The organism is Thalassococcus sp. BH17M4-6 (assembly GCF_049323015.1).
Taxonomy (GTDB): Bacteria; Pseudomonadota; Alphaproteobacteria; order Rhodobacterales; family Rhodobacteraceae; genus Puniceibacterium.
Genome location: NZ_JBMPGU010000007.1, coordinates 1 through 22,150 on the forward strand (window position 1 = coordinate 1; position 22,150 = coordinate 22,150).

Annotated in this window: 20 protein-coding genes and 1 pseudogene; 9 read left to right on the plus strand and 12 right to left on the minus strand. The window is 63.3% G+C overall.

Annotation, left to right across the window (positions count from 1 at the left end; translation table 11 throughout):
• On the plus strand, positions 1–210 hold a 210-nt coding region (locus tag ACOXXX_RS11220; RefSeq protein ID WP_422826436.1), incomplete at its 5' end, for an integrase core domain-containing protein.
• Positions 211–247: 37 nt separating this feature from the next.
• Here the strand turns inward: ACOXXX_RS11220 and ACOXXX_RS11225 are convergent.
• From ACOXXX_RS11225 to mutM, 9 genes and pseudogenes are all read right to left on the minus strand, one after another.
• Positions 248–1,502 (minus strand): annotated as a pseudogene (locus ACOXXX_RS11225) (IS3 family transposase); the annotation flags it as partial.
• 211 nt (positions 1,503–1,713) lie between these two features.
• On the minus strand, positions 1,714–4,131 hold the full coding sequence (gyrB, locus tag ACOXXX_RS11230; RefSeq protein ID WP_422826678.1) for a DNA topoisomerase (ATP-hydrolyzing) subunit B: 2,418 nt from the start codon (positions 4,129–4,131) through the stop codon (positions 1,714–1,716).
• 139 nt (positions 4,132–4,270) lie between these two features.
• Entirely contained in the window at positions 4,271–4,891 is a 621-nt protein-coding gene (locus ACOXXX_RS11235; protein WP_422826679.1) for a LysE family translocator, read from the minus strand.
• Complete coding sequence (gene recF / locus ACOXXX_RS11240; protein WP_422826680.1) at positions 4,888–5,994, minus strand: DNA replication/repair protein RecF; 1,107 nt, start codon at positions 5,992–5,994, stop codon at positions 4,888–4,890. Before recF ends, ACOXXX_RS11235 begins: the two co-directional genes overlap by 4 nt.
• A gap of 24 nt (positions 5,995–6,018) precedes the next feature.
• Positions 6,019–7,137 carry a DNA polymerase III subunit beta gene (dnaN, locus tag ACOXXX_RS11245; protein ID WP_422826682.1) on the minus strand — a complete coding sequence of 373 codons (1,119 nt, stop codon included), beginning with the start codon at positions 7,135–7,137 and terminating at the stop codon, positions 6,019–6,021.
• 152 nt (positions 7,138–7,289) lie between these two features.
• Entirely contained in the window at positions 7,290–8,633 is a 1,344-nt protein-coding gene (gene dnaA / locus ACOXXX_RS11250; RefSeq protein WP_422826683.1) for a chromosomal replication initiator protein DnaA, read from the minus strand.
• A 515-nt stretch (positions 8,634–9,148) separates the two neighbouring features.
• Complete coding sequence (gene rpsT, locus ACOXXX_RS11255) at positions 9,149–9,412, minus strand: 30S ribosomal protein S20 (protein WP_422826684.1); 264 nt, start codon at positions 9,410–9,412, stop codon at positions 9,149–9,151.
• Between the two features lie 163 nt (positions 9,413–9,575).
• Complete coding sequence (locus ACOXXX_RS11260; RefSeq protein WP_422826685.1) at positions 9,576–10,352, minus strand: enoyl-CoA hydratase; 777 nt, start codon at positions 10,350–10,352, stop codon at positions 9,576–9,578.
• A gap of 65 nt (positions 10,353–10,417) precedes the next feature.
• Positions 10,418–11,269, minus strand: a complete 852-nt coding sequence (gene mutM / locus ACOXXX_RS11265) for a bifunctional DNA-formamidopyrimidine glycosylase/DNA-(apurinic or apyrimidinic site) lyase (protein ID WP_422826686.1) — start codon at positions 11,267–11,269, stop codon at positions 10,418–10,420.
• Between the two features lie 86 nt (positions 11,270–11,355).
• Here mutM and ubiE point away from each other — a divergent pair, with 86 nt between their 5' ends.
• Both ubiE and ubiB read left to right on the plus strand, forming a co-directional pair.
• Positions 11,356–12,108, plus strand: coding sequence for a bifunctional demethylmenaquinone methyltransferase/2-methoxy-6-polyprenyl-1,4-benzoquinol methylase UbiE (gene ubiE, locus ACOXXX_RS11270; protein ID WP_422826687.1), 753 nt, complete (start codon positions 11,356–11,358; stop codon positions 12,106–12,108).
• A 1-nt stretch (position 12,109) separates the two neighbouring features.
• Positions 12,110–13,642 carry a 2-polyprenylphenol 6-hydroxylase gene (ubiB, locus tag ACOXXX_RS11275; RefSeq protein ID WP_422826688.1) on the plus strand — a complete coding sequence of 511 codons (1,533 nt, stop codon included), beginning with the start codon at positions 12,110–12,112 and terminating at the stop codon, positions 13,640–13,642.
• Here ubiB and ACOXXX_RS11280 read toward each other — a convergent pair.
• Positions 13,624–14,295: a flagellar hook capping FlgD N-terminal domain-containing protein gene (locus ACOXXX_RS11280; protein WP_422826689.1), complete on the minus strand. Its 672-nt coding sequence runs from the start codon at positions 14,293–14,295 to the stop codon at positions 13,624–13,626. The two genes, ubiB and ACOXXX_RS11280, sit on opposite strands and share 19 nt — an antisense overlap.
• Before the next feature lie 9 nt (positions 14,296–14,304).
• Positions 14,305–16,791, minus strand: coding sequence for a flagellar hook-length control protein FliK (locus tag ACOXXX_RS11285; protein WP_422826690.1), 2,487 nt, complete (start codon positions 16,789–16,791; stop codon positions 14,305–14,307).
• A 118-nt stretch (positions 16,792–16,909) separates the two neighbouring features.
• On the opposite strand from ACOXXX_RS11285, the gene ACOXXX_RS11290 reads away from it, so the two are divergent.
• The 6 genes from ACOXXX_RS11290 to ACOXXX_RS11315 all read left to right on the plus strand — a co-directional run bounded on the left by ACOXXX_RS11290 (position 16,910) and on the right by ACOXXX_RS11315 (position 20,702).
• Positions 16,910–17,188 carry a rod-binding protein gene (locus ACOXXX_RS11290; RefSeq protein WP_422826691.1) on the plus strand — a complete coding sequence of 93 codons (279 nt, stop codon included), beginning with the start codon at positions 16,910–16,912 and terminating at the stop codon, positions 17,186–17,188.
• Complete coding sequence (locus ACOXXX_RS11295) at positions 17,181–17,540, plus strand: flagellar protein FlgN (protein ID WP_422826692.1); 360 nt, start codon at positions 17,181–17,183, stop codon at positions 17,538–17,540. Before ACOXXX_RS11290 ends, ACOXXX_RS11295 begins: the two co-directional genes overlap by 8 nt.
• 209 nt (positions 17,541–17,749) lie before the next feature.
• Complete coding sequence (locus ACOXXX_RS11300) at positions 17,750–19,039, plus strand: flagellin (protein WP_422826693.1); 1,290 nt, start codon at positions 17,750–17,752, stop codon at positions 19,037–19,039.
• 87 nt (positions 19,040–19,126) lie between these two features.
• Positions 19,127–19,504 (plus strand): flagellar biosynthesis regulator FlaF, encoded by a 378-nt coding sequence (flaF, locus tag ACOXXX_RS11305; RefSeq protein ID WP_422826695.1) that lies wholly within the window; start codon positions 19,127–19,129, stop codon positions 19,502–19,504.
• On the plus strand, positions 19,501–19,905 hold the full coding sequence (flbT, locus tag ACOXXX_RS11310) for a flagellar biosynthesis repressor FlbT (RefSeq protein WP_422826696.1): 405 nt from the start codon (positions 19,501–19,503) through the stop codon (positions 19,903–19,905). The genes flaF and flbT overlap by 4 nt, the downstream gene beginning before the upstream one ends.
• On the plus strand, positions 19,902–20,702 hold the full coding sequence (locus ACOXXX_RS11315; RefSeq protein ID WP_422826697.1) for a DUF1217 domain-containing protein: 801 nt from the start codon (positions 19,902–19,904) through the stop codon (positions 20,700–20,702). Before flbT ends, ACOXXX_RS11315 begins: the two co-directional genes overlap by 4 nt.
• A gap of 18 nt (positions 20,703–20,720) precedes the next feature.
• Here the strand turns inward: ACOXXX_RS11315 and ACOXXX_RS11320 are convergent, their stop codons facing one another.
• Entirely contained in the window at positions 20,721–22,103 is a 1,383-nt protein-coding gene (locus ACOXXX_RS11320; RefSeq protein ID WP_422826698.1) for a FliI/YscN family ATPase, read from the minus strand.
• Positions 22,104–22,150: the final 47 nt, after the last annotated feature.

Consider the following 22,150-nt stretch of genomic DNA (forward strand, 5'->3'; position numbering starts at 1 on the left):
AGTGGCACTGGAAATTGCTACGACAACGCAGCGGTGGAAACCTTCTTCAAAACGATCAAGGCTGAGTTGCTGTGGCAACGCTCCTGGCGCACACGTCGCGACGCCGAGATCTCCATCTTTGAATACATCAATGGCTTCTACAATCCGCGACGGAGGCATTCAGCACTCGGCTGGAAAAGCCCTTTGGCCTTCAAAGCAAAGGCTGCATAAGTGAGCAATCGGAGCGGCACGAAAGCGTGACAGGTCCATAGACGTCGGCGGGTGTCAGGTTGTCTAAGCTCTCGTGCTAGCGTGGGTGTTGTAGTGATCAACGAAGGCGCCGATTTGGCGTTCCAAGTCGCCGGGCAGGAAGTAGTTTTCCAACAGAACACGGTTCTTCATGGTCTGATGCCAGCGCTCGATCTTGCCCTGGGTTTGCGGATGGTGCGGAGCGCCGCGAACGTGATCCATTCCTTTGTCGTCGAGATAGTCGGCCAGGTCGGCGGCAACGTAGGACGAGCCATTGTCACTGAGCAGCCGTGGTTTGTGCGCGACGGCCGCGCTGTTGCAGCCCGAAGCGTCCAGTGCCAGCTCCAGCGTGTCGGTGACATCGACAGCCTTCATCGTGGTGCAGAGCTTCCAGGCAATGATGTATCGGCTGTAATCGTCGAGGATCGTGCTGAGATAGAACCATCCCCAGCCGATGACCTTCAGGTACGTGAAGTCGGTCTGCCAGAGCTCGTTCGGACGACTGGTTTTGTCCCGGAACTCATCGGCTGCGCGGATCACGACATGGGCCGGTGCAGTGATCCAATCCTCGGCGCTGAGAATGCGCTACACGGATGATTCCGAGACGAAGTGCCGCTTCTCGTCGGTGTATTTGACCGCCAATTCGCGCGGCGTCAGGTCTTCATACTCAAGGGCAAAATCGACAACATCCTCGCGTACCTTGTCCGGGATGCGGTTCCACACTGACTTGGGCCGTGGGGACCGATCAGCCAGGGCATCGGCGCCACCGTCGCTCCAGCGGGCGTACCAGTCGTAATAGGTGCTGCTGGGGATGCCGAGCATCTTCAGGGTTTGCCGGGTTGGCAGGTGCGATGCCTCGACCGTGCGGATGATCTCAAGCTTCTCTGCGGCGGGGTATCTCATTCTTCGTCGCCCCCATCCCCGATCATGCTTTTTTTGAGCAACCGGTTCTCAAGCGTCAGCTCGGCAACCACCTCTTTCAGGGCGGCAGATTCTGACCGCAGTTCTTTGACTTCAGGGCATGTCGCTTGTCGCGCCGTATCACCCGCCAAGCGGTTCTTCCCAGATTCGAGGAATTCCTTCGACCAGGAATAATACAAGCTCTCTGCAATACCCTCGCGGCGACATAGCGCGGCGATGCTCTCCTCGCCACGCAGGCCCGCCAGGACGATCCTGATCTTCTCCTCGGCAGAGTAGTGTTTGCGCGTTCTGCGTTTGATGCCCCTGACCAGCTTGTCAGCGGCGTCCTTCGATGTCCCGGATTTCTTGTTCATCTTCGCTCCATAATGGCTTCGATGAACCAGAAATCCTCCGTTGCTCAAACCCCTAAATCTGTCCGGTAGGCGCTGACGTCTGACAAGAAACCGCGAAGGCTTGGATTTCGCGCTAACTTTCTGAAAGCCACGGAAAACGCTGCCGCATCCCGACCTCAGCACGCGAAAAACTATGCGCGCGGCGAAAAACTACGGGCGCGCCTACACCGGCCTAGAAGTCGAGGTTCTCGACGCTCAGTGCGTTCTGCTGGATGAATTCGCGGCGCGGTTCCACCACGTCGCCCATCAGCTTGGTGAAAAGGTCATCCGCCTCGGCCATGTCGTCGACCTTGACCTGCAAGAGCGTGCGCGCGTCGGGGTCCAGCGTGGTTTCCCACAGCTGATCGGGGTTCATCTCACCCAAGCCCTTGTAGCGTTGCAACGTGTTGCCCTTTTCGCCCTCTTCCAGGATTGCCGCCAGCAGGTCGAGCGGACCATGGATCATCTGGCGGCGGTCCTTGCGTTCCAGCACGGCGGGCTGGTCGTAAACCGCCTGCAGGCTTTCGGTGAAACTGCCGGTCTTGCGCGCCTCGCCCGAGCGCAGCATCGGGCCGTCGAGCGTGCGCACCTCTTCGACGCCGCGCAGGATGCGCGCGAGCCGGATGCCGTGATCCTGGGTGATCCGCCCGCGCCAGCCGCGTTCGTATTCAAGCGCGATGAGGTCGAGCCGGGTCGCCACCTTGTCGGCCACGCCTTGCAGGTCACGGTCCACCGCGCCGGGCACAAACGCCCCGGCAATGGCCGCCTGTTCCAGGATGTGGCGCGGATAATGCGTCGGGAAGGCATCCAGCACGCGCTTGAGCTGGCGCGCCTCGTCCACCACGCGCTTGAGGTCCTGACCGCTGATTTCCTCGCCGTTGCCCTGCCGCAGCAGCGCGTTTTCCGAACCCTGCGAAATCAGGTAGTCGTCCATCGCGGCCTGATCCTTGAGATAGACCTCGGACTTGCCGCGCGACACTTTGTAAAGCGGCGGCTGCGCGATATAAAGATGCCCGTTTTCAATAAGCTCGGGCATCTGACGGTAGAAGAACGTCAGCAGCAGTGTGCGGATATGCGCGCCGTCCACGTCGGCGTCGGTCATGATGACGATCTTGTGGTAGCGCAGTTTCGCGAGGTTGAATTCGTCCCGACCGATGCCGGTGCCCAGCGCCATCACCAGGTTGCCGATCTCCTGGCTGCCCAGCATCCGGTCGAACCGCGCGCGTTCCACGTTGAGAATTTTTCCCTTGAGAGGCAGAATGGCCTGCGTGCCCCGGTCGCGACCGGTCTGCGCCGACCCGCCGGCGCTGTCCCCCTCGACCAGGAAAAGCTCGGTCTTGGATGGGTCTTTCTCGGAACAATCCTTGAGCTTTCCGGCCAGGAAATTCACGTCCATCGGGTTCTTGCGGCGTGTCAGTTCGCGCGCCTTGCGCGCGGCCTCGCGGGCCAGCGCCGCCTCGACGATCTTGCCGACGATGACACGCGCCTCGTTCGGGTTTTCCTCGAACCACTCGGCCAGCTTTTCGTTCATCAGCGATTCAACGGCAGGGCGCACTTCGGAGCTGACCAGCTTGTCCTTGGTCTGGCTCGAAAACTTCGGGTCGGGAACCTTGACCGACAGCACGCAGGTCAGACCCTCGCGGGCGTCGTCGCCGGTAAAGGACACTTTTTCCTTTTTCGCGATACCGCTGGTCTGGGCATAGTTGTTGATCGTCCGCGTGAGCGCGCCGCGAAAGCCCGCCATATGCGTACCGCCATCGCGCTGCGGGATGTTGTTGGTAAAGGGCAGAACGGTCTCGTGGTAGCTGTCGTTCCACCACATCGCGACCTCGACGCCGATATCGTCCTTTTCGCCGGTCATATAGATCGGTTCGGGCATGACCGAGGTCTTGGACCGGTCGAGGTATTTCACGAATTCCCGCACGCCGCCTTCGTAGAAAAGTTCCGTGCGCAGCGGTTCCGCCGGGCGTTCGTCTTCGAGGATGATGCGCACGCCGGAATTGAGGAACGCCAGTTCGCGCAGGCGCTTTTCAAGCGTGTGGAAATCATAGTCGAGGTTCGAGAATGTGTCGGTGGAGGCGAGGAACCGCACCTCGGTCCCCTTGCGGCCGTCGGCATCTCCGACGACCTCAAGCGATTTGGTGGTGAACCCGCCCTCGAACCGGGCGATATGTTCCTTGCCGTTGCGCCAGATACGCAGTTCGAGCCAGTCGCTGAGGGCGTTCACCACAGACACGCCGACCCCGTGCAGACCGCCCGAAACCTTGTAACTGTTCTGGTCGAATTTCCCGCCGGCGTGCAGCTGGGTCATGATGACCTCTGCGGCGGACACGCCTTCGCCCTCGTGCATGTCTACCGGAATGCCGCGTCCGTTATCGCTGACTGAAACGCTGGAATCGGCGTGGATTTTCACCGTCACCGCATCGGCGTGGCCGGCCAGCGCCTCGTCGATGCCGTTGTCCACCACCTCGTAGACCATGTGGTGCAGGCCCGACCCGTCGTCGGTATCGCCGATGTACATGCCGGGCCGCTTGCGCACAGCCTCCAACCCTTTGAGAACCTTGATGGAATTGGCGCCATACTCTTCTGGCGTCTGCTCGGTCTCGGACATGCGGATTTCCCTTGTTCTTTGCGCCTGATTTATAGGCTGATCGCGGGGGATTGTCACGCAAATGACACTAGATTTTGTGGCATTCGGGGCGTTGGCACGCTAGCAACAATGGGCCCGCGCGGCAGCAGCGATTTGAGTGTCACGCAAAGGGGATCACCAGCCCCACGAGGATCAGCAGCGCCCCCGCGGTGAGGTTCGTCCGGCGCAGCGCCCTGGGCGAGGACAAGAGCCGTTTGGCCCGGTCGATCGACAGCGCCAGAACCAGGTTGCCGATGAGCGGCACCAGGGCCGAGATCAGGGCAATCGCCAGCATGTCGGGCCATTGCAGCGCCGTCAGATCAAAGAAGCCCGGCAGAACACCCATGTAGAACAGGATGGCCTTGGGATTGCCCAGAATGACGGCGAGCCCCGCCAGAAACCCCGCCCACATGCCGGGCCGGGTCAGGCGCGAATCCTTGGCGATGCTGCTGTCGGCGTTGCGGATGATCAGCGCCCCCATGATCAGGAAGGTCGCGCAGGCGACCCAGCGCAGCACCGCCATGAATCCGGCAAAGACCCCGACGATCCAGGTCACCCCGAGGATGGCGAGGAAGGGCCAGAGGATATCGCCCACGACCACCCCCAGGGCCAGCGGCCAGGCGGCGCGAAATCCGCCTGACAGCGCCCGTGCGGTCAGCGCCACCCAGACCGGGCCGGGCGTCAGGAACAGGATGAAAAGCGCACCCGCATAGGCGGCGATTTCCCAGATGCCGATGGTCATGGTGTCGCCTCCATTACGTCCGACAGTCCCTCAGAGTCCGTCACCAACAGATATTGCGCCCGCTGTCCCAGATCCGAGAAAAGCTCCGCCCCGGTGCCGGTCATCCAGGCCTGCGCGCCCAAGGCGCAGATTTCGTCGTATAGGGCGGCGCGGCGGCCCGCGTCCAGATGCGCGGCAACCTCGTCCAGCAGCAAAAGCGGCGGAGCACCGAAATCAGGCGCAAGCGCGCGGGCGTTCGACAGGATGAGCGAGATCAGCAGCGCCTTCTGCTCTCCGGTGGAACAGTCGCTGGCAGGCACGCCCTTGGCGGCAAAGACGCCGTGCAGATCGGCGCGGTGCGGACCGACCAGCGTGCGGCCCGCCATCATGTCGCGTGGGCGGCTGTCGACAAGCGCGTCGCGCAGGGCGTCCGCGCCGTCGGGCATCTCGCCTTCGCTTTGAACCAGCGTCAGGTCGGCGGCGGGAAAGGCGGTTTCGGCCCCGGCCTGCGCCGCCTGCAGGCGCCGCAGCGCCTCGTGCCGGTTGGCGTGCAACTGCGCGCCGCTGCGCGCCATCTGCGCCTCGAGCGCGGCGTACCAATGCGCGTCGCGGATCTGGTCCTTGAGCAGCCGGTTGCGGTCGCGCATAGCCTTTTCGTAGTCCAGCGACAGCTCGCCGTGATCGGGAAAGAACGATAGTGTCATGCGATCCAGAAACCGACGCCGCCCCTCGGCCCCCTCGATCCACAGCCGGTCCATGCTGGGCACGAGCCACAGCACACGGGCGATGCGGCCAAGCGCGGTCTGTGTCGCGGTCTTGTCGTCGATGCGCACCTGCCGGGGCGCGCCGCTTTCCGACTGGAACGCCACCTCGTGCGTGCCTTCGGGGCCGGTGAGCACGCCGCTGACCTTCCAGCCCAGCGCCTCGGGCCTGCGGGTCATGTCCTGCGCCGAGGCGCGGCGCATCCCCCGACCAGGCGAAAACAGCGACACAGCCTCAAGCAGGTTGGTCTTGCCCGCACCATTGGGTCCGTAAATCGCGACCGGGCGCGCATCAACGGCGATATCCGCCCGCTTGTGCGACCGGAAATGCGACAGTTTCAGTTCGGAAAGATAAAGAGCCACGCGGCAGGGCGGTCAGGGCCGCGCCTAGACCCGCATCGGCATGACGACATAGATCGCCGACATATCGTCGCCTTCGCGCATCAGGGTCGGGTCACCGGACGAATTGAACATGAAAACGGCGTTCTCGCGGTCCACCTGGCTTGCGATTTCAAGCAGGTACTTGGCATTGAAGCCGATATCCAGCCGTTCGTCGCCATAGGCGACGGCCAGCTCTTCTTCGGCCGCGCCGGAATCCGGGGCGTTGACGCTCAGCACCAGCCGATCCTCGTCCAGTGACAGCTTGACCGCGCGGGACCGTTCCGAGCTGACCGTGGCGACGCGGTCGACCGCCTTTGCGAATTCCGAGGCATCGACCTCGAGCTTGCGGGTGTTTCCCTGCGGGATCACGCGGGTGTAGTCGGGGAAGGTGCCGTCAATCACCTTGGAAATCAGGGTGATATCGGGCGTCGCGAAACGCACCTTCGTGTCCGAGACCGACACCGCGATGGCCATGTCGTCGTCGTCCAGCAGCTTGCGCAGCTCGCCCACGGTCTTGCGCGGCACGATCACGCCCGGCATGTCGGCGGCGCCGTCGGGCAAATCGGCGTCAATCCGGGCCAGGCGGTGGCCGTCGGTCGCCACGCAGCGCAGGGATTTGCCGCCGTCGCCATCGGCCACATGCATGTAGACGCCGTTGAGATAGTAGCGGGTTTCCTCGGTCGAGATGGCGAATTTCGACTTGTCGAAAAGCCGCCGCAAAACTTGCGCCTTGGCCGAAAAATTGGCCGAGTATTCCGAACTGGCCATCACCGGGAAATCTTCCTTGGGCAGGGTGGCCAGCGAAAAGTTCGACCGGCCCGCCGTCACCGTGAGCCGCCCCGCGGCGCTGCCTTCGGACAGCGCCACCAGCGCGCCGTCGGGCAGCTTGCGCACGATTTCATGCAAGGTCACGGCGGACACGGTTGTGGCTCCGGCGCGTTCGACCTGCGCGGGGGCCTTGTCGACCACCTCGATATCCAGGTCGGTCGCGCGGAACGTCACGCTGTCGCCCTCGGCCTCGATCAGGACATTGGCGAGGATCGGAATGGTATTGCGCCGCTCGACCACCGACTGGGCTTGCGCCACAGCCTTGAGCAATGCGCCGCGTTCGATACTGATCTTCATCGCCTATCCCTCCGACCGCCGGAGATGCACGTTAGCCTGCGCCACGCGCCTCTCCAACCCATTTAATCCGTTTTGTCGGTCGGTTTTACGGGGCCGTCAAGGGCGGCGCTGCGCCCTTTTGCGGCCTTGTCCCGTCTGTTGCCGGATTTCCCTCAGGCTTCGAGCGTGCGGCGCAGCATTTCCAGATCCTCGGCAATCTGACCATCCTGAACCTTCAGGTCCTCGATCCGCTTGACCCCGTGCATCACGGTGGTGTGGTCGCGGCCGCCGAACTTGCGCCCGATCTCGGGGAGGGAGCGGCTTGTCAGCTGCTTGCACAGATACATCGCGACCTGCCGCGGGCGGGCGAAGTTGCGCACCCGCTTGGGCCCGACAAGATCCGAGATGCGGATGTTGTAGTGATCCGCCACCTTGCGCTGGATTTCCTCGATGCTGACCTTGCGTTCCGACGCGCGCAGAACGTCCGCCAGGCAATCCTGCGTCAGATCCATGGTGATCGGCCGCCCGATGAGCGACGCAAAGGCGAAGAGCCGGGTCAGCGCCCCTTCGAGCACGCGCACATTGGTCGAGATGCGATGCGCCAGGAATTCGATGATCCCCCGGTCGATGCTGAGGTCGGGATACTGTGCCATATGCTGCGCAAGGCGCGATTGCAGAATACCCAGCCGCAGTTCGTAATCGGTCGGGTGCAGATCCACCACGAGGCCCGATTGCAGGCGCGACCGGATCCGGTTTTCCATATCCTTGATCTCGTCCGGGGCGCGGTCGGCGGAAATGATGATCTGCTTGTTCTGGTCCACCAGCGCATTGAAGGTGTGAAAGAACTCTTCCTGCGTGCTGTCCTTGCCCGCGATGAACTGCACGTCGTCGACCATCAGCACGTCGACGGACCGGAACATTTCCTTGAAATCCATCATCCGCCGTTCCCGCAGCGCCTGCACGAAGCGGTACATGAACTGTTCGGCCGAAAGGTACAGCACCTGCATTTCGGGATTGCGGCTGCGCAGTTCCCAGGAAATGGCGTGCATGAGGTGGGTCTTGCCCAGGCCGACGCCGCCATACAGGAAGAGCGGGTTGAAGGTAACCGGGCCACCTTCGGCCACGCGGCGGGCGGCGGCATGGGCCAGTTCGTTGGGCTTGCCCACGACGAAATTGTCGAAGGTAAAGCGGGTTTCAAGCGGCGCGCTGGTCAGCATGTCCGCAGCGCTTGCCGGTGCCTGAGCCTTGGCGGGCTTTGCAGCTTTCGCGGGCGGGGTTTCCGAAACCTGGAATTCGATCCTGCGCACGCCCGAGCCCATGCCCGACACCTTGGACAGCAGCAGTTCACCGAAATTCTGTGTCACATAAGTTCGGGCGAACTTTGTGGGGACATCGAACACTGCTACGCCATCGTCCAGGCCCTTGTACTTCAGCGGCTTGATCCAGTTGGTGTAATTGCTCTTACCCACCGTCTTGCACAAACCATCTTGCAACGCGCCCCATTGTTCTTGTGTCATTAGGTCCCCAGGTCCCATCAGTCATTGCCATTGCCACACGCATCTGCCAATGCGCGGCGGCCACACAAGAGATGGTCGGGCACAGCCGTTTTGCTTTCACGCCGCAGATGCGTGAAACCGAACGACCTGATCGGTCTGTGCCAAGCCTGAAACGTACACCACCACGCCGGTGTCCCCTACCGGTCGCAGCATCAAACGCGGGCTTCGCACCTATGATTTGGACATGGCCCAAGGAATCGCACCTTGAGATCTGACAATCGTTTCCGACCGGTCAGAGCTGCGGATTTTGCCACCCAAGTGTGGCGCGACCCGCGATCCTGTCCCCCCTAGCAGCAAGCTATGTGTGACTCGCAGGATCAATTTATCAGGGCAGTTCGAAGCGCTTCAACAGTTCTTATCCGTTGACTCAGCTTTCTGTGGAAAAGAATCGTAGGCCCGTTGCAGAACTGCCCAAAATACAAATGAGGCACCACTTTTTGTGGCGCCTCATTCTCTGACATCAAAATCTGATACGGTTATCCGATGGCCTTCACCCGCGCCGACAGGCGCGAGATCTTGCGGGAGGCGGTGTTCTTGTGGAACACGCCCTTGGTCACGCCACGCATAAGTTCGGGCTGGGCGGCACGCAGGGCAGCTGCGGCGGCGTCCTTGTCACCCGAGGCGATCGCCTCTTCGACCTTGCGAAGGTAGGTACGGATGCGCGACCGGCGCGCCTTGTTGATGGCGAAACGCTTTTCGTTCTGACGAGCGCGTTTCTTGGACTGCGGCGAATTTGCCATGATCTCTATTCCAGTCTGTCGGTTCCAAAACGGCAGCGCAAAACCCACAGGCCCGGAACCATCTTGTCCGGATCGATTCTTGCCAGAGCGGGCATCACGCGCATGTAAGCGGTGTCCTTACGGAGTCTGCGTCGCGGATGCAAACCCAAATTTCACCGATCCGTCACTTGTCGCGAAACTGTGCCGTACGCTTTTCCAGGAAGGCCGACATACCTTCGGACTGATCCTCGGTTGCGAACATCGCATGGAACATCCGCCGTTCGAAAAGAATGCCCTCGGACAGGGTCGTCTCGTAGGCGCGATTGACTGATTCCTTGACCGCCATCGAGGTCAGGAGCGATTTCTCGGCGATCTTCTGTGCCGCGGCCTCTGCCTCTGCCATCAGTTGCTTGGCCGGGACCACGCGGCTGACAAGGCCCGAACGCTCCGCCTCGTCCGCGTCCATGAACCGGCCCGTCAGGTGCATGTCCATGGATTTGGACTTGCCGACAAAACGGGTCAGCCGCTGCGTGCCGCCGATTCCGGCAACGACGCCCAGGTTGATCTCGGGTTGGCCGAACTTCGCGGTATCCGCGGCGATGATGAAATCGCACATCATGGCCAGTTCGCACCCGCCGCCCAGCGCGTATCCTGCCACGGCGGCGATGATCGGCTTGCGCACTTTCGTGACGGCCTCATGCTCGCGGGCGAAGAAATCCGCCAGGAAGACCTCCACAAAGGTCTTTTCGGACATTTCCTTGATATCGGCCCCGGCGGCGAACGCCTTGGACGACCCGGTCAGGATGATGCAGCGCACCTTTTCATTGCCGTCCGCATCGCGCAGGGCATCCGCAAGTTCGCCCAGCAGCTGAGAATTCAGCGCATTCATGGCATCGGGGCGGTTCAGTTTGATGGTGGCGACGTGGTCTTCTACTTCGACGATGATCGTCTCATAGGCCATGAAACATGCTTTCGATTGTTTCGGTCAGAACCCGAAGCCTTACCATCTTGGGCTTGCGGTTCAAGCTATCTTTGGCAGGCCGCACAATAGAACGAAGACCGTCCCGACTGGACGATGCGGCGCACCGTTCCGCTGCATCCATCGCGGCGGCAGGCACCACCCTCGCGCCCGTAGACGTCGAAGGTATGCTGGAAATATCCAAGCTCTCCATCGGCTTGCCGGAAGTCGCGCAGGGATGATCCGCCCGCCTCGATCGCCTCGGTCAGGACCTGCCGGATGATCGGAACAAGGCCCGCGATCCGGCCCGCCGCGATCCGCCCGGCCTTGCGCGCCGGGTGTACACGCCCCCGGTAAAGCGTTTCGCAAACATAGATGTTGCCCAGACCGGCGACGATTTTCTGGTCCAGAAGTGCTGATTTTATGGGCATGTTACGCCCCCTCAGCGCCGCCACGAGGTGGGATTCGCTGAACGCGTTGCCCAGTGGTTCGGGCCCGATGGCCGCCAGAAGCGGATGCGCATCGGCCGTGTTGGTGCGCATCAGGTCCATCGCGCCGAAGCGCCGCGCGTCGTTAAAGGTGATGCGCGCCCCGTTCCGCATGTGAAAGACGACATGGTCGTGTTTTTCCGGGGCCGGGTGATCATGCACGAACCGCCCCAGCGGATCGCCAGAGATCAGCATCCGCCCCGACATACCCAGGTGGATCAAGAGCGTCTCGCCCCGGTCGAGGTCGGCCAGGATGTATTTCGACCGCCGCCGCAGCCGCACGACCCGCGCGCCGGTCAGCCGCGCGGCCATGTTGTCGGGGAAGGGCCAGCGCAGATCGGGCCGGTTCACCTCGGCCCGCGCGATCACCTGCCCTTCCATCACAGGGGCCAACCCGCGACGGACTGTCTCGACTTCGGGTAATTCTGGCATCTCTGACGGTCCTTGCGGTTGGGTCGCATTGTAACAGCGCGTGGGCACCCTATAAGAAGGATCAACCAGTTAGAACGGCAAGGCCCATGACCGACGACAGCGGAAAAACCACACATTTCGGATTCCAGGACGTACCCGAAAGCGAAAAGGCCGGGCGGGTGCGCGGCGTCTTCGGCTCGGTGGCGTCGAAATACGACGTGATGAACGACGCGATGTCGATGGGCATCCACCGCATCTGGAAGGACGCGATGATGGACTGGCTCGCGCCGCGCCGTGGCCAGCGGCTTCTGGATGTGGCAGGCGGCACCGGTGACATCTCTTTCCGGTTCCTCAAGCGCGCGGGCCATGGCCATGCCACGGTGCTCGACCTCACTGAACCGATGCTGATCGAGGGTCGTAAACGGGCCGAGGCCGAGGCGATGGCCGACAGCCTGGACTGGGTGGTGGGCGACGCCATGGCCCTGCCCTTCGACGACAACAGCTTTGACGTCTACACAATCAGCTTCGGCATCCGGAACGTGACCCGCCCGCAGGAGGCGCTGAACGAGGCCTACCGCGTGCTGCGCCCCGGCGGGCGTCTGATGGTGTTGGAGTTTTCGCAGATCCCGAACCCGGCGATGCAATGGGCCTATGACCGCTATTCCTTCAACGTGATTCCCGCCATGGGGCAGGTCATCGCGAACGACCGCGACAGCTATCAATACCTGGTGGAGTCGATCCGCAGATTCCCGGATCAGGAAACATTTCTCGGGATGGTGCGCCAGGCCGGGTTCGAGCAGGCCAAGTACCGCAATCTGACCATGGGCGTCGCCTGCCTGCACTCCGGCTGGAAGCTTTAGCATGCGCGGTCCGCACAACATCTGGCGGCTGATCCGCACCGGCGCCACGCTGGAGCGTACCGGCGCAATGGGTGTCGTGCTGGACGCCTTTGATGCGCCGCCCGCGCTGCGTGCCGCCGCCCGCGTGCTTGGCTGGCCTTTCAAATGGCTCGGATACGAGGGCGACCCCAGCATGCCGCCCGCGACCCGCGCGCTGACCGCCCTGGGCCCGGCCTACATCAAGTTCGGCCAGGTCCTGTCGACCCGCCCCGACGTGGTGGGCGAAGAACTGGCCGTGCAGCTGCGCGTGCTGCAAGACAAGCTGCCGCCGTTTCCGGTGTCTGTCGCGAAAGAGACCGTGGCGCGCGAACTGGACGCGCCTGCCGACGATCTGTTTATCGAGTTCAGCGAACCTGTGGCCGCCGCCTCCATCGCCCAGGTCCACAAGGCACGGCTGCGTGACACCGGCGAGGTTGTGGCGGTCAAGGTCCTGCGCCCTGATGTCGAGAGGGCATTCCGCAAAGACATCGACGCCTTTTACCTCTGCGCCCGAATGGTCGAACTTTTGTCGCCATCGTCCCGGCGTCTGCGCCCGATGGACGTGATCACGCACTTCGAAGGCGTGGTGATGGGTGAACTGGACCTGCGGCTCGAATCCTCCGCAGCGTCCGAATTTGCCGCCAACACCAAGGACGATCCCGGCTTTCAGCTGCCGGATATCAAATGGATGCATTCCAGCCGCCGGGTGATGACCATGGGATGGGCCGAAGGCGCGGCGCTGGGCGACAATGCGGCACTGGATGCCGCGGGGCATAACCGCGTCGAACTCAGCGAACGGGTGCTGCAGCTTTTCCTGAACCACGCGCTGCGCGACGGATTCTTTCACGCCGACATGCATCAGGGCAACCTCAAGGTCGCGCCGAACGGAGACATCATCGCCTATGATTTCGGGATCATGGGCCACATCGACGAATACACCCGCCGGGTCTATGCCGAGATCCTGTTCGGCTTTATCCGCCGCGATTACAAGCGTGTGGCCGAGGTGCACTTCGAAGCCGGATACGTGCCCGCCGACCGCGATGTCGATGAATTCGCCCGCGCCCTGCGCGCCGTCGGCGAGCCGATCTTCGGCATGGACGCGACGCGCATCTCGATGGGGCGGCTTCTGGCCTATCTCTTTGAAGTGACAGAGCGTTTCGGGATGGAAACCCGGACAGAGCTGATCCTTCTGCAGCGCACCATGGTGGTGGTCGAAGGCGTGGCAAGATCGCTGAACCCGCGGATGAACATCTGGAAGGTCGCGCAGCCTGTCGTCGAGGATTACATCAAGAAAAGCATCGGCCCCCGCGCCGCCCTACGCGATTTCAGCAAGACGGCGCTGGTGCTGGCACGGTTCGGGCCGCGCCTGCCGCAGCTGGTCGAGGCGGCGCTGATCCGGCAGGCCGATAGCCCACCGCCCGATCCCACCCGCCAGTGGCCCGGCCGGCTGCTGTGGTCCGGGCTGGGCCTAGTCATCGGTGCGGGTGCCGTCACGCTTTACGTGCTGTTGGCCTGATCCGGCGCCCGCAAGCCGGTCACGAGTGTCGAGATGACCTCACTTCCGTCCGCCAGGCGCAGCAGGGTGATGCCACCGTCAACCCGTGCCTCTTCGATGCGGCTGTAGGTCTGGGCCACGCGCGCGTCGATCAGTGTGCCGTTCTGGTAGCTCTCGATCTCGAACCGGTAGGTGCCGTCGGGCAGGGTCACGCCATTTTCGTCGACGCCCGCCCATTCCACCGCATCCGCCGACAGGCCCAGCGGTTCGCGCAACAGGACCGTGCCCGCGCTGTCGCGCACCACCAATGCGCCGTGATCCGCGCCCTCGGCAAAATCGGGCCGGATGTTGACAGGCGTTCCGTCGAACTGCACCGGGGCGCGGGCTAGCGCCTCCATCCCGATCCATCCGGCGAGCTGCTGCATGGAACTGCCGCCGATCTGGTCGGTCAACCCGCGCAACAGATCATTGGTCATGACCTGCTGTTCCACCGATGAAAACGTCGCCAGTTGCACGGCATAATCGGCGGAATCCACCGGGTTGAGCGGGTCCTGGTTCTGCATCTGAACCGTCAGCATGCGCAGAAACGTCTCGAAATCCGAACTGAGCTCCTGCGCCTCGGGAGCGGTGTTCCCGGCGCCAAAGGCCGTGGGGGGGATCTGGGAAATGTCCATGGCGATGTCCTATAATCGGATGTCCAGCCCGTCGGTCTGCGGGCGGATCGTGGGGCTGGCGGTGTGCTTGGCGGGGGTGGGCGAGGCGTCATCCGACAGCTCCGGGCCATCGGTCGTGGTCTGTTCGGCGTGTCCGCCCCGCCGGTCAAAGGAAAACTGCGGATCGTCATATCCAAGCGCGTTCAGGTCGCGCTGAAGCAAGTCGATATGACGGCGCAGCAGGTCCAGCGTTTCGGGCCGTTCGGCGGTGACATGCATCATCACCCCGGTTTCCGACGCACTGATGCGCACGTGAACGCGGCCCAGCTCTTCGGGGTTGAGCCGCAGTTCCACAGCCCCGTCACGCGCCAGTGCCACCCCCTCGGCCACCTGTCGCACCACCGCTGCGGGCGGCGCGGCATGGGCCGGGACGCTGTGGCTGATCATCGTGGGGGCGGAACCGCTGCGCACCTCGCCGAGCGCCACTGGACTTGTCTCAACACCCCCGTCCGGTTCTGAGCCCTCCGGCAGCTGCGCGGATAGAGCGGCAGGCGTCAGGGACTGTGCCGTGGAAAACGGGCGTGCGGCTGCCTGAACCGGGGCAGGATTGCGCGGTTCGGGCGCGGTCATCTGATCCTCCCGAATCGGGCGCTGTCCGGCCGAGATCTCCATCCGAGGGTAAAGATCCAGGCGCGGCGCGGCGGTCGGAAGCTGTCCGACCGCTCGCGCGGTGGTGGCAGGCCCGTCGTTTCGGACACCTTTGGCAATGGCGCTGGCGGGATCGGTGTCGTCCGGTCTCTGCATGAACTCAGAGCTCACACGCGCAGCCCGACCGGTGGGATCCGCTGGTTGCAAGGCTGGCGGAACCGGCGCGATTTGCGCCGGGTGGATCATTGGTTGATCCGTTCGGCGCGCTGTCGCCGCAGGCTCCGGCCGTGCGCTCATACCGGCAGGTTCGATTCTGCGGGTCGGGTCGGTGATCGCCGGACGCAGATCGAGAAGCGCGGACTGTTGAGGTTTGGGGCCGGTCGCCGAATGATTGCCGTGCGGCTGACCTTCAGGCTGTCCGGTCATAGGAAGGTCGACCTTTGCCGAAACCAGCGTCGCCATGCGTGTTTCCGGCGCCGACAGGGCCTTCGAGGCATCGAGTCCGGACGCCGCTGCCGCCACGTCTACGGCCGGTCCGGGGCTGGCGTTTATCTTGACCGGTGCAGAGACCGTGCCGCCGAAAGAGCTCGTCGGTGCCGATTGGCCAACCGGCACGACTGCGGCCTCCGTCGGGTGACGCAAAGCGCTTGTGGGCGGGAGGGCCCGCGACATGCGAGGGGTGTCGATCTTTGGCTTGGTTGTTGAGGTGTCGACCGACAAGGGCATGGCCGACGCCCGGAGCGAGTCCGGTGTGAAAGCGACCGGACCTATGGCACCAGCCTGAACGGAACGCTTGTTGTTTACGGTATCTGTTGTACCAAATCGAGGTGCCGACGGCATGTTGTTCGGGTGGGACATCGCCGGAATTTTCAGAGCTCCGGCAGGAGCAAAAGGCTCTGCTGAGCGGGTTTCCGGAGGCCGCAGATCGGCCTGCGTCGCCTGTGTCGGAACGGACTCAGATGAGTTTCGGATGCTGGATGAGGCAACCAACCCCTTTGCGGCTGGAGCGGGCACAGATGCCTGCGTGTTCTGACCCAACCGAGAAGCAGAAAATCCTTGTGCTGCGTCGGGGAACGGGCCTCTCCCTACTGGACCTTCAAGATCTGAAACTGATCGAGCGGCCAGCGAATTGTCCAGTCGTGCGCCTTTTTGCAGCGCCGGCGAGAGACGACTGATCAAGGCACTTTCCGGCACTTTCAACTCGGTCGGCTGTCTTAGGCCCGGCGAACCGTTTGCCACGGCTGCGCGCCCCGCGTTCTCCGCAGGTGACGTCGGGAACCTCGTTGCTGTCGGCACTGCAATTCCATCTGATCGACCGTTGGGTTTGCCTGGCAGCGGATGCGTGATTCGCTCCGGTCGGACCGACGCCGATAACAAGGCGCCATCGACTTGCGTCAGACCTCTTTCGGCATCGGCCCTTGGCGGCCGTGCCAGGTTTGGTTCATCATGAACACGGTCAGAGTCCACAGCAATCCCGTCCGCGTCATCTGACCCGTCGCCCTTGATCGGCGCCAGATCGTCAAACGTTCCAGGCTCCTCATCAGAAATGTCGGCATCCGTCGCAGGAACACCTGCCCCCGCATCCTCGCCGGTCACCGACACGGGCTGATCTTCATCGATGAAGAGATCAAGATCGCCATCTTCGTCCGACACCGAGACCTCTGCGCCTGCCGCCGCCTCGGGGTTCGTGGGCGTCTGCCCCTCCGTCACGATAGACGCTTCTGCGGCACCCTCCCCTCTGCCACCGCAGACGCGACCGCCCGGTCCGCAACTGCGCAGAACCTCGGCAAAAGCGCCGTCGTTGGGTGCGGCGTCGGGCGGTACGCGGCGGGCCGATCCAGTGGTCGCGGGATCGGTATGCGCGTTCAAGAGAGGACCAAACATGACTGCTCCGGGAGTTCTTCCGTCACCGGACAGCTAACCCACAGGTCCTTACCGGTTCTTTACCGTCCTTGGGCGACATTCGGAAAAGTGAGTCGAATTGGAGATGCCCAGAATGGAAATATCCCCCGCCACCACCGCCCCGCCCGCTTTGCGCGACCGACAATTGCGGGAGGCGGCCAAAGAGCTCGAGGCCGGTTTCCTGGCCGAGATGCTGAAATCCTCTGGCCTGGGCAAGGTCAGCGACGGCTTTGGCGGCGGCATCGGAGAGGACCAGTTCGCGTCCTTCCTCGTCACCGAACAGGCGCGCGCCATGGTGGACAGCGGCGGCATCGGGCTGGCCGAAACCCTTTATCACTCACTCAAGGCGCGCGATCATGGATGAAATGGACACGGCAACCCTGCTGGATGCGCTGAGCGATCTGGTGACCGAAGAACGCAGCGCGCTGCTGGACGGCCGACTAGATGCGCTGTCCGACCTGCTCGACCGCAAGGAGGCGCTGATCACCGCGCTTGCGGCGCAGGATCCGCCCGATCGGGCCGAGCTTGAGGCGCTGCAAACCTCGATGCAGCGCAACGGCGTTCTTTTCGACCAGGCGCTCGAGGGGATTCGCAACGTCTCCAAACGGCTGGGCGCGCTGCGCCAGCTGCGCAAATCGGTGGACACCTACGATGCCAGTGGCCGCCGGACCGCGATCAGCGACCCCGGCGCGCAGCGGCTGGAGCGTCGCGCGTGATCGCCATTTATCTCAAATGCGGTGAACAGCGCGGGCGCAGCTTAGCACTCTGTTAGGACTGAAAACGGCATGGTCGGGCGGCATCCCGATGGGTGGCGCGGTCGCACCGAAGACGCGACTGCAGGTGTCAGAACGACCATGAGCCGCCATGACAGGCGACATCGAAAACAGGCGCAAAAGCGCCGTCCGACCGTAAGGATTAACCACCCATGTCAAGCATTCTGACCAACAACGGCGCCATGGTCGCGCTGCAGACCCTGAAATCCATCAACAAGAATCTGGGATCGGTGCAGAACCAGATTTCTACCGGCAAGAACGTCGCAAATGCCAAGGACAACTCTGCCGTCTGGGCGATTTCTAAGGTGATGGAGGCGGATGTCAAAGGCTTCAAAGGCATCTCCGACAGCCTCAACCTGGGCCAGTCGACCGTTGCCGTGGCACGCCAGGCCGCCGAAACCGTCACCGACCTGCTGACCGACATCAAAGGCAAGATCGTCGCGGCGCAAGAAGAAAACGTCGACCGCGCCAAGATCCAGACGGATATCGACGCGCTGACCAACCAGATCGACGCCGTTGTCGGCGCGGCGCAGTTCAACGGTCTGAACCTTCTGTCAAACACCGACACCACGGAAGATTCGGGATCGATCGACATTCTTTCTTCACTCGATCGTTCGGGGACGGGTGTTGCCGCATCCGACATCAGTGTCGGCAAGCAGGATCTCGGAAAAGGGGCGGCAACCGCCGGCACCATGGGCCTCGATGTGTCGGTGAACACGACCGGCGTCGCCTCGGGTGCAACGGCCGAGTTCGTGACCTTCGACGGCGTCGGCGCGAACGACGATCTGGTCGCCGGTGCCTCCTTCCAGGTCACCGGCAGCGGCAACTTCGCGGGCGACGTGTCTGGCGATGCGCTCGATTTCTCGGCCGACGTTGTCTACGTCGCTCGGGATGGCGACACGCTTGCTGACGTGACGCAGGCGATGGTTGATCGTCTGAACGTTCAGGCCAAGGAAGACGGTCTGGACATCAGCTTCTCGGTCAATGCGACCAACGCCGGTCAGATCGACTTCACCAATGGCTATGATGAAGCGATTTCCGACGACAACAGCGTTGTGGAACAGTCTGACATCGCCGACATCGCAACCCTGGAAGGCGAGGCTGACGGCACCGTCGGCGGCGGCCTGGAGCTGCTTGCCGGGTTCGACGTCACCACCGACAATGGCACCGAGGCCGCTCTGCAAGGTATCGAGGGTCTGATCCAGACCGCCATCGATTCCGCCGCCGCCTTCGGTTCGGCCCAAGGGCGTATCGAAACGCAGGCCGACTTCGTCTCGGGTCTGACCGATGCGCTGAAGTCCGGGATCGGCACTCTGGTCGATGCCAACATGGAAGAAGCATCGGCACGTCTGCAGGCGCTGCAGGTTCAGCAGCAGCTCGGTGTTCAGGCGCTGTCGATCGCCAACCAGGCGCCGCAGTCGCTGCTGTCGCTCTTCCGTTAAGCTGACGTCCGTCGGGGGCCGGTTACCGGCCCCCGATCCCCCCACCGATCCCACATATCTTTGTAGTCATACCCGGAAGGATGCGAAGTGAACGCGCAGTCCCTGGCGCAACGCGCCTATTCTCAGTCCGCCACCACCACCCGTACCGACCGCCGCATCGAATACGAACTGATCGCACAGATCACGCATCGAATCCGCGCCGCCGCCCTGAAGGGCAAGCGCGGTTTCCCGCAACTGGTCGAAGCGCTGTCGGACAATCGCAAGCTCTGGACGGCCTTCGCCGTCGATGTCAGCGACGATGGCAATGCCTTGGCGCCCGAGCTGCGGGCGCAAATTTTCTATCTGGCCGAGTTCGTGCAGGTTCATACCGGCAAGGTGCTAACCGGCAAGGCGCGTGTGGCGCCGATCCTCGAAGTCAACGCAGCGATCCTCAAGGGCCTTTCGGGTCGGGGGGCACCCAGATGAGCGGGCTGGTCCTGAAACTCGGCCCCAAGGAACGGGTGCTGATCAACGGCGCGGTGATCGAAAACGGTGACAAGCGCAGCCGCATGTCGATCCTGTCGCCCAATGCCAACATCCTGCGCCTGCGCGATGCCATCCATCCAGAAGAGGCCGTGACGCCGGTGCGCCGGGTCTGCTATGCCGCGCAGCTGGCCCTGACCGGGGATGCAGACCCCGCCGACACCCGGCACCAGCTGCTTCGCCGGATCGAGGAGCTGAGCCATATCCTGACCGATCCCGACAGCCGAACGCTGCTTGCCACCGCGACCGACGCGCTGCTGCAGGACCGGTTCTATCAATGCCTCAAGGCACTGCGCGGCCTTATCCCGCGCGAAGACCGGCTTTTGGCCGCGGGGCGGTCATGAGCTTTCAGCCGGTTCTGGTGGGCGGGGGGCTGAGCGGCTGGCAGTTCCTGCAAAGCACCCTGCCCACCCAAAAGGCCGCCTTTGAAAGGGGCGCACAGCTGAGCCGCGACACCGCCTATTTCGCGGAAAAGATCGGCGAAATCACCTCGGCCGAGGATCTGGTGGCGGACCGGCGACTGCTGCGCGTCGCATTGGGTGCCTTTGGCCTGCAGGACGACATCGACAACAAGTTCTTCATTCGCAAGATCCTCGAGGACGGGACGACCAGCCCCGAGGCGTTGTCGAACCGCCTGGCCGACGACCGCTACAAGGCGTTTTCCAAGGCCTTCGGCTTTGGCGAGATCACGCCGCCGCGCACCGGCTTGTCTTATTTCGGGACCGAGGTCCTGGACAAGTACCGGGCGCAGCAGTTCGAGGTGGCCGTGGGTGCGCAGGACGAAAACCTGCGCCTGGCGATGAACCTGGAACGCGCACTGCCCGAACTGGCACAAGAGGCTGGCAGCAACGACATGAAGTGGTTTCGGATCATGGGCACGCCGCCACTGCGCGAGGTGTTCGAGACGGCGCTGGGGCTGCCGGACGGGTTCGGCCAGATCGACATCGACCAGCAGCTGGAAACCTTGAAGGATCGCGCCCAAAGCCGCTTTGGATCTGACGTCGTGACCGATCTGGCCACGCCGGACGTTCTGGAAAAGATCGTACAGAATTACCTGTTGCAAACCCAGATCAGCGCAAGCCAGAGCACCGGGTCGGGCCAGGTGGCGCTGATGCTGCTGCAAAGCATTCCGCGGACCTGAGGCGCAGGCCCGCTGCTTTCAGCCTGCCGATCCGATGGCGCGCGGCTGCGCACGCGACGGCATCGGCTTCGAACCGCCCGCCGTGGCACGCCGCAGGATCAGGTTCAGCCGGGCAAAGCACATCTCGGTCGTGACGGGATTGGGATCGCCCAGGAAGGCATCGATCTCGGGCCAGGCGCGAATGGCCTGATCCAGCAGCGGATCGCTGCCATCGCGGTAAAGCCCGGCACGGATCATCGTTTCGGCCCCCGCATAGGCACCCAGCAGCCTGCGGGTTTCGGCAATCGTCGTATTCTCTGCCTCGGTCGCCGCTTCGGGCAGGCTGCGCGACACCGATCGCAGCAGGTCGATGGCCGGGAACCGCCCGCGTTCGGCGATCTGCCGGTCAAGCACCACATGCCCGTCCAGAACCCCGCGCAGAATGTCGGCGACAGGTTCGTCCATATCCGACCCCGCCACCAGCACGCTGAAGACCGCGGTGATATCGCCTGCTCCGTCCGCACCGGGTCCGGCGCGCTCGGCAAGCGACATGATCTGATGCGCGGTCGACGCGGGGTAGCCGCGCAACGCAGGCAGTTCGCCCGATGCTATAGAGACTTCGCGATGGGCCTCGGCAAAACGGGTGACCGAATCGGCCAGGTAGAGCACATGCGCCCCCTGGTCGCGAAAATGCTCGGCAATCGTCATCGCGGCCTGAGGGCAGCGTCGACGCTCGACTGCCGATCGATCCGATGTCGCGGCGACCACGACGGTGCGGCGCATGCCCTCGGTCCCCAGCACGGTCTGCAAGAAATCGCGCACCTCGCGGCCGCGTTCGCCGACCAGCGCCAGCACGACGACATCCGCCTGCATGCTGCGCACCAGCCGCGCCAGAAGCCGGGATTTGCCGACACCGGACCCGGCAAAAAGACCGATCCGCTGGCCCTGCACGATGGGCAGAAGCGTGTTGAATGCGGGCACCCCGGTTTCCAGACGACCGCCCAATGCGCGCCGGGTTGCCGCGGGCGGCGGAGCGGACCGGAATGGCCTGCGCACGGCGCCCTGCGACAGCGGCTGACCATCCAACGGCTGACCATAAGGGTCGATCACCCGCCCGATCCAACCGTCCCACGGGGCCAGACTGGGCGGCCCCAGAACCGCCACACGGTCGTCGCGCGCCACGCCGTCAACCTCGGCATCCGGCAGCATCGCGACGCGTGTGTCGTCGATGCGCAGCACCTCGCCATCCAGGGGCGCACGATCCCGGCGCAAGAGGCGCAGCCGGTCACCGATGCTGGCCGTGGCGGCCAGGCCATCAATCCAGATCACCGATCCATCCACCGACACCACCCGCCCGACGGCGCGCAGGGCCTGCAACCCGGCAATCCGGCCGCGCAGGCCCGCAATTTCATCCCTCTGCATCTTTGGCTCCTTCGGGTTTCTGAGAACCGTTTCTAAAGGAATCACCG

Coding starts and splice junctions, on each gene's coding strand:
- ACOXXX_RS11235 (WP_422826679.1), bottom strand. CDS start 4,891: ATGACCATCGGCATCTGGGAAATCGCCGCCTATGCGGGTGCGCTTTTC.
- ACOXXX_RS11260 (WP_422826685.1), bottom strand. CDS start 10,352: ATGGCCTATGAGACGATCATCGTCGAAGTAGAAGACCACGTCGCCACC.
- ACOXXX_RS11315 (WP_422826697.1), top strand. CDS start 19,902: ATGAGCTTTCAGCCGGTTCTGGTGGGCGGGGGGCTGAGCGGCTGGCAG.
- ACOXXX_RS11300 (WP_422826693.1), top strand. CDS start 17,750: ATGTCAAGCATTCTGACCAACAACGGCGCCATGGTCGCGCTGCAGACC.
- flbT (WP_422826696.1), top strand. CDS start 19,501: ATGAGCGGGCTGGTCCTGAAACTCGGCCCCAAGGAACGGGTGCTGATC.
- ACOXXX_RS11320 (WP_422826698.1), bottom strand. CDS start 22,103: ATGCAGAGGGATGAAATTGCGGGCCTGCGCGGCCGGATTGCCGGGTTG.
- dnaA (WP_422826683.1), bottom strand. CDS start 8,633: ATGACACAAGAACAATGGGGCGCGTTGCAAGATGGTTTGTGCAAGACG.
- dnaN (WP_422826682.1), bottom strand. CDS start 7,137: ATGAAGATCAGTATCGAACGCGGCGCATTGCTCAAGGCTGTGGCGCAA.
- ACOXXX_RS11295 (WP_422826692.1), top strand. CDS start 17,181: ATGGATGAAATGGACACGGCAACCCTGCTGGATGCGCTGAGCGATCTG.
- mutM (WP_422826686.1), bottom strand. CDS start 11,269: ATGCCAGAATTACCCGAAGTCGAGACAGTCCGTCGCGGGTTGGCCCCT.
- gyrB (WP_422826678.1), bottom strand. CDS start 4,131: ATGTCCGAGACCGAGCAGACGCCAGAAGAGTATGGCGCCAATTCCATC.
- ACOXXX_RS11280 (WP_422826689.1), bottom strand. CDS start 14,295: ATGGACATTTCCCAGATCCCCCCCACGGCCTTTGGCGCCGGGAACACC.
- rpsT (WP_422826684.1), bottom strand. CDS start 9,412: ATGGCAAATTCGCCGCAGTCCAAGAAACGCGCTCGTCAGAACGAAAAG.
- ACOXXX_RS11290 (WP_422826691.1), top strand. CDS start 16,910: ATGCCCAGAATGGAAATATCCCCCGCCACCACCGCCCCGCCCGCTTTG.
- ubiB (WP_422826688.1), top strand. CDS start 12,110: ATGCGCGGTCCGCACAACATCTGGCGGCTGATCCGCACCGGCGCCACG.
- ubiE (WP_422826687.1), top strand. CDS start 11,356: ATGACCGACGACAGCGGAAAAACCACACATTTCGGATTCCAGGACGTA.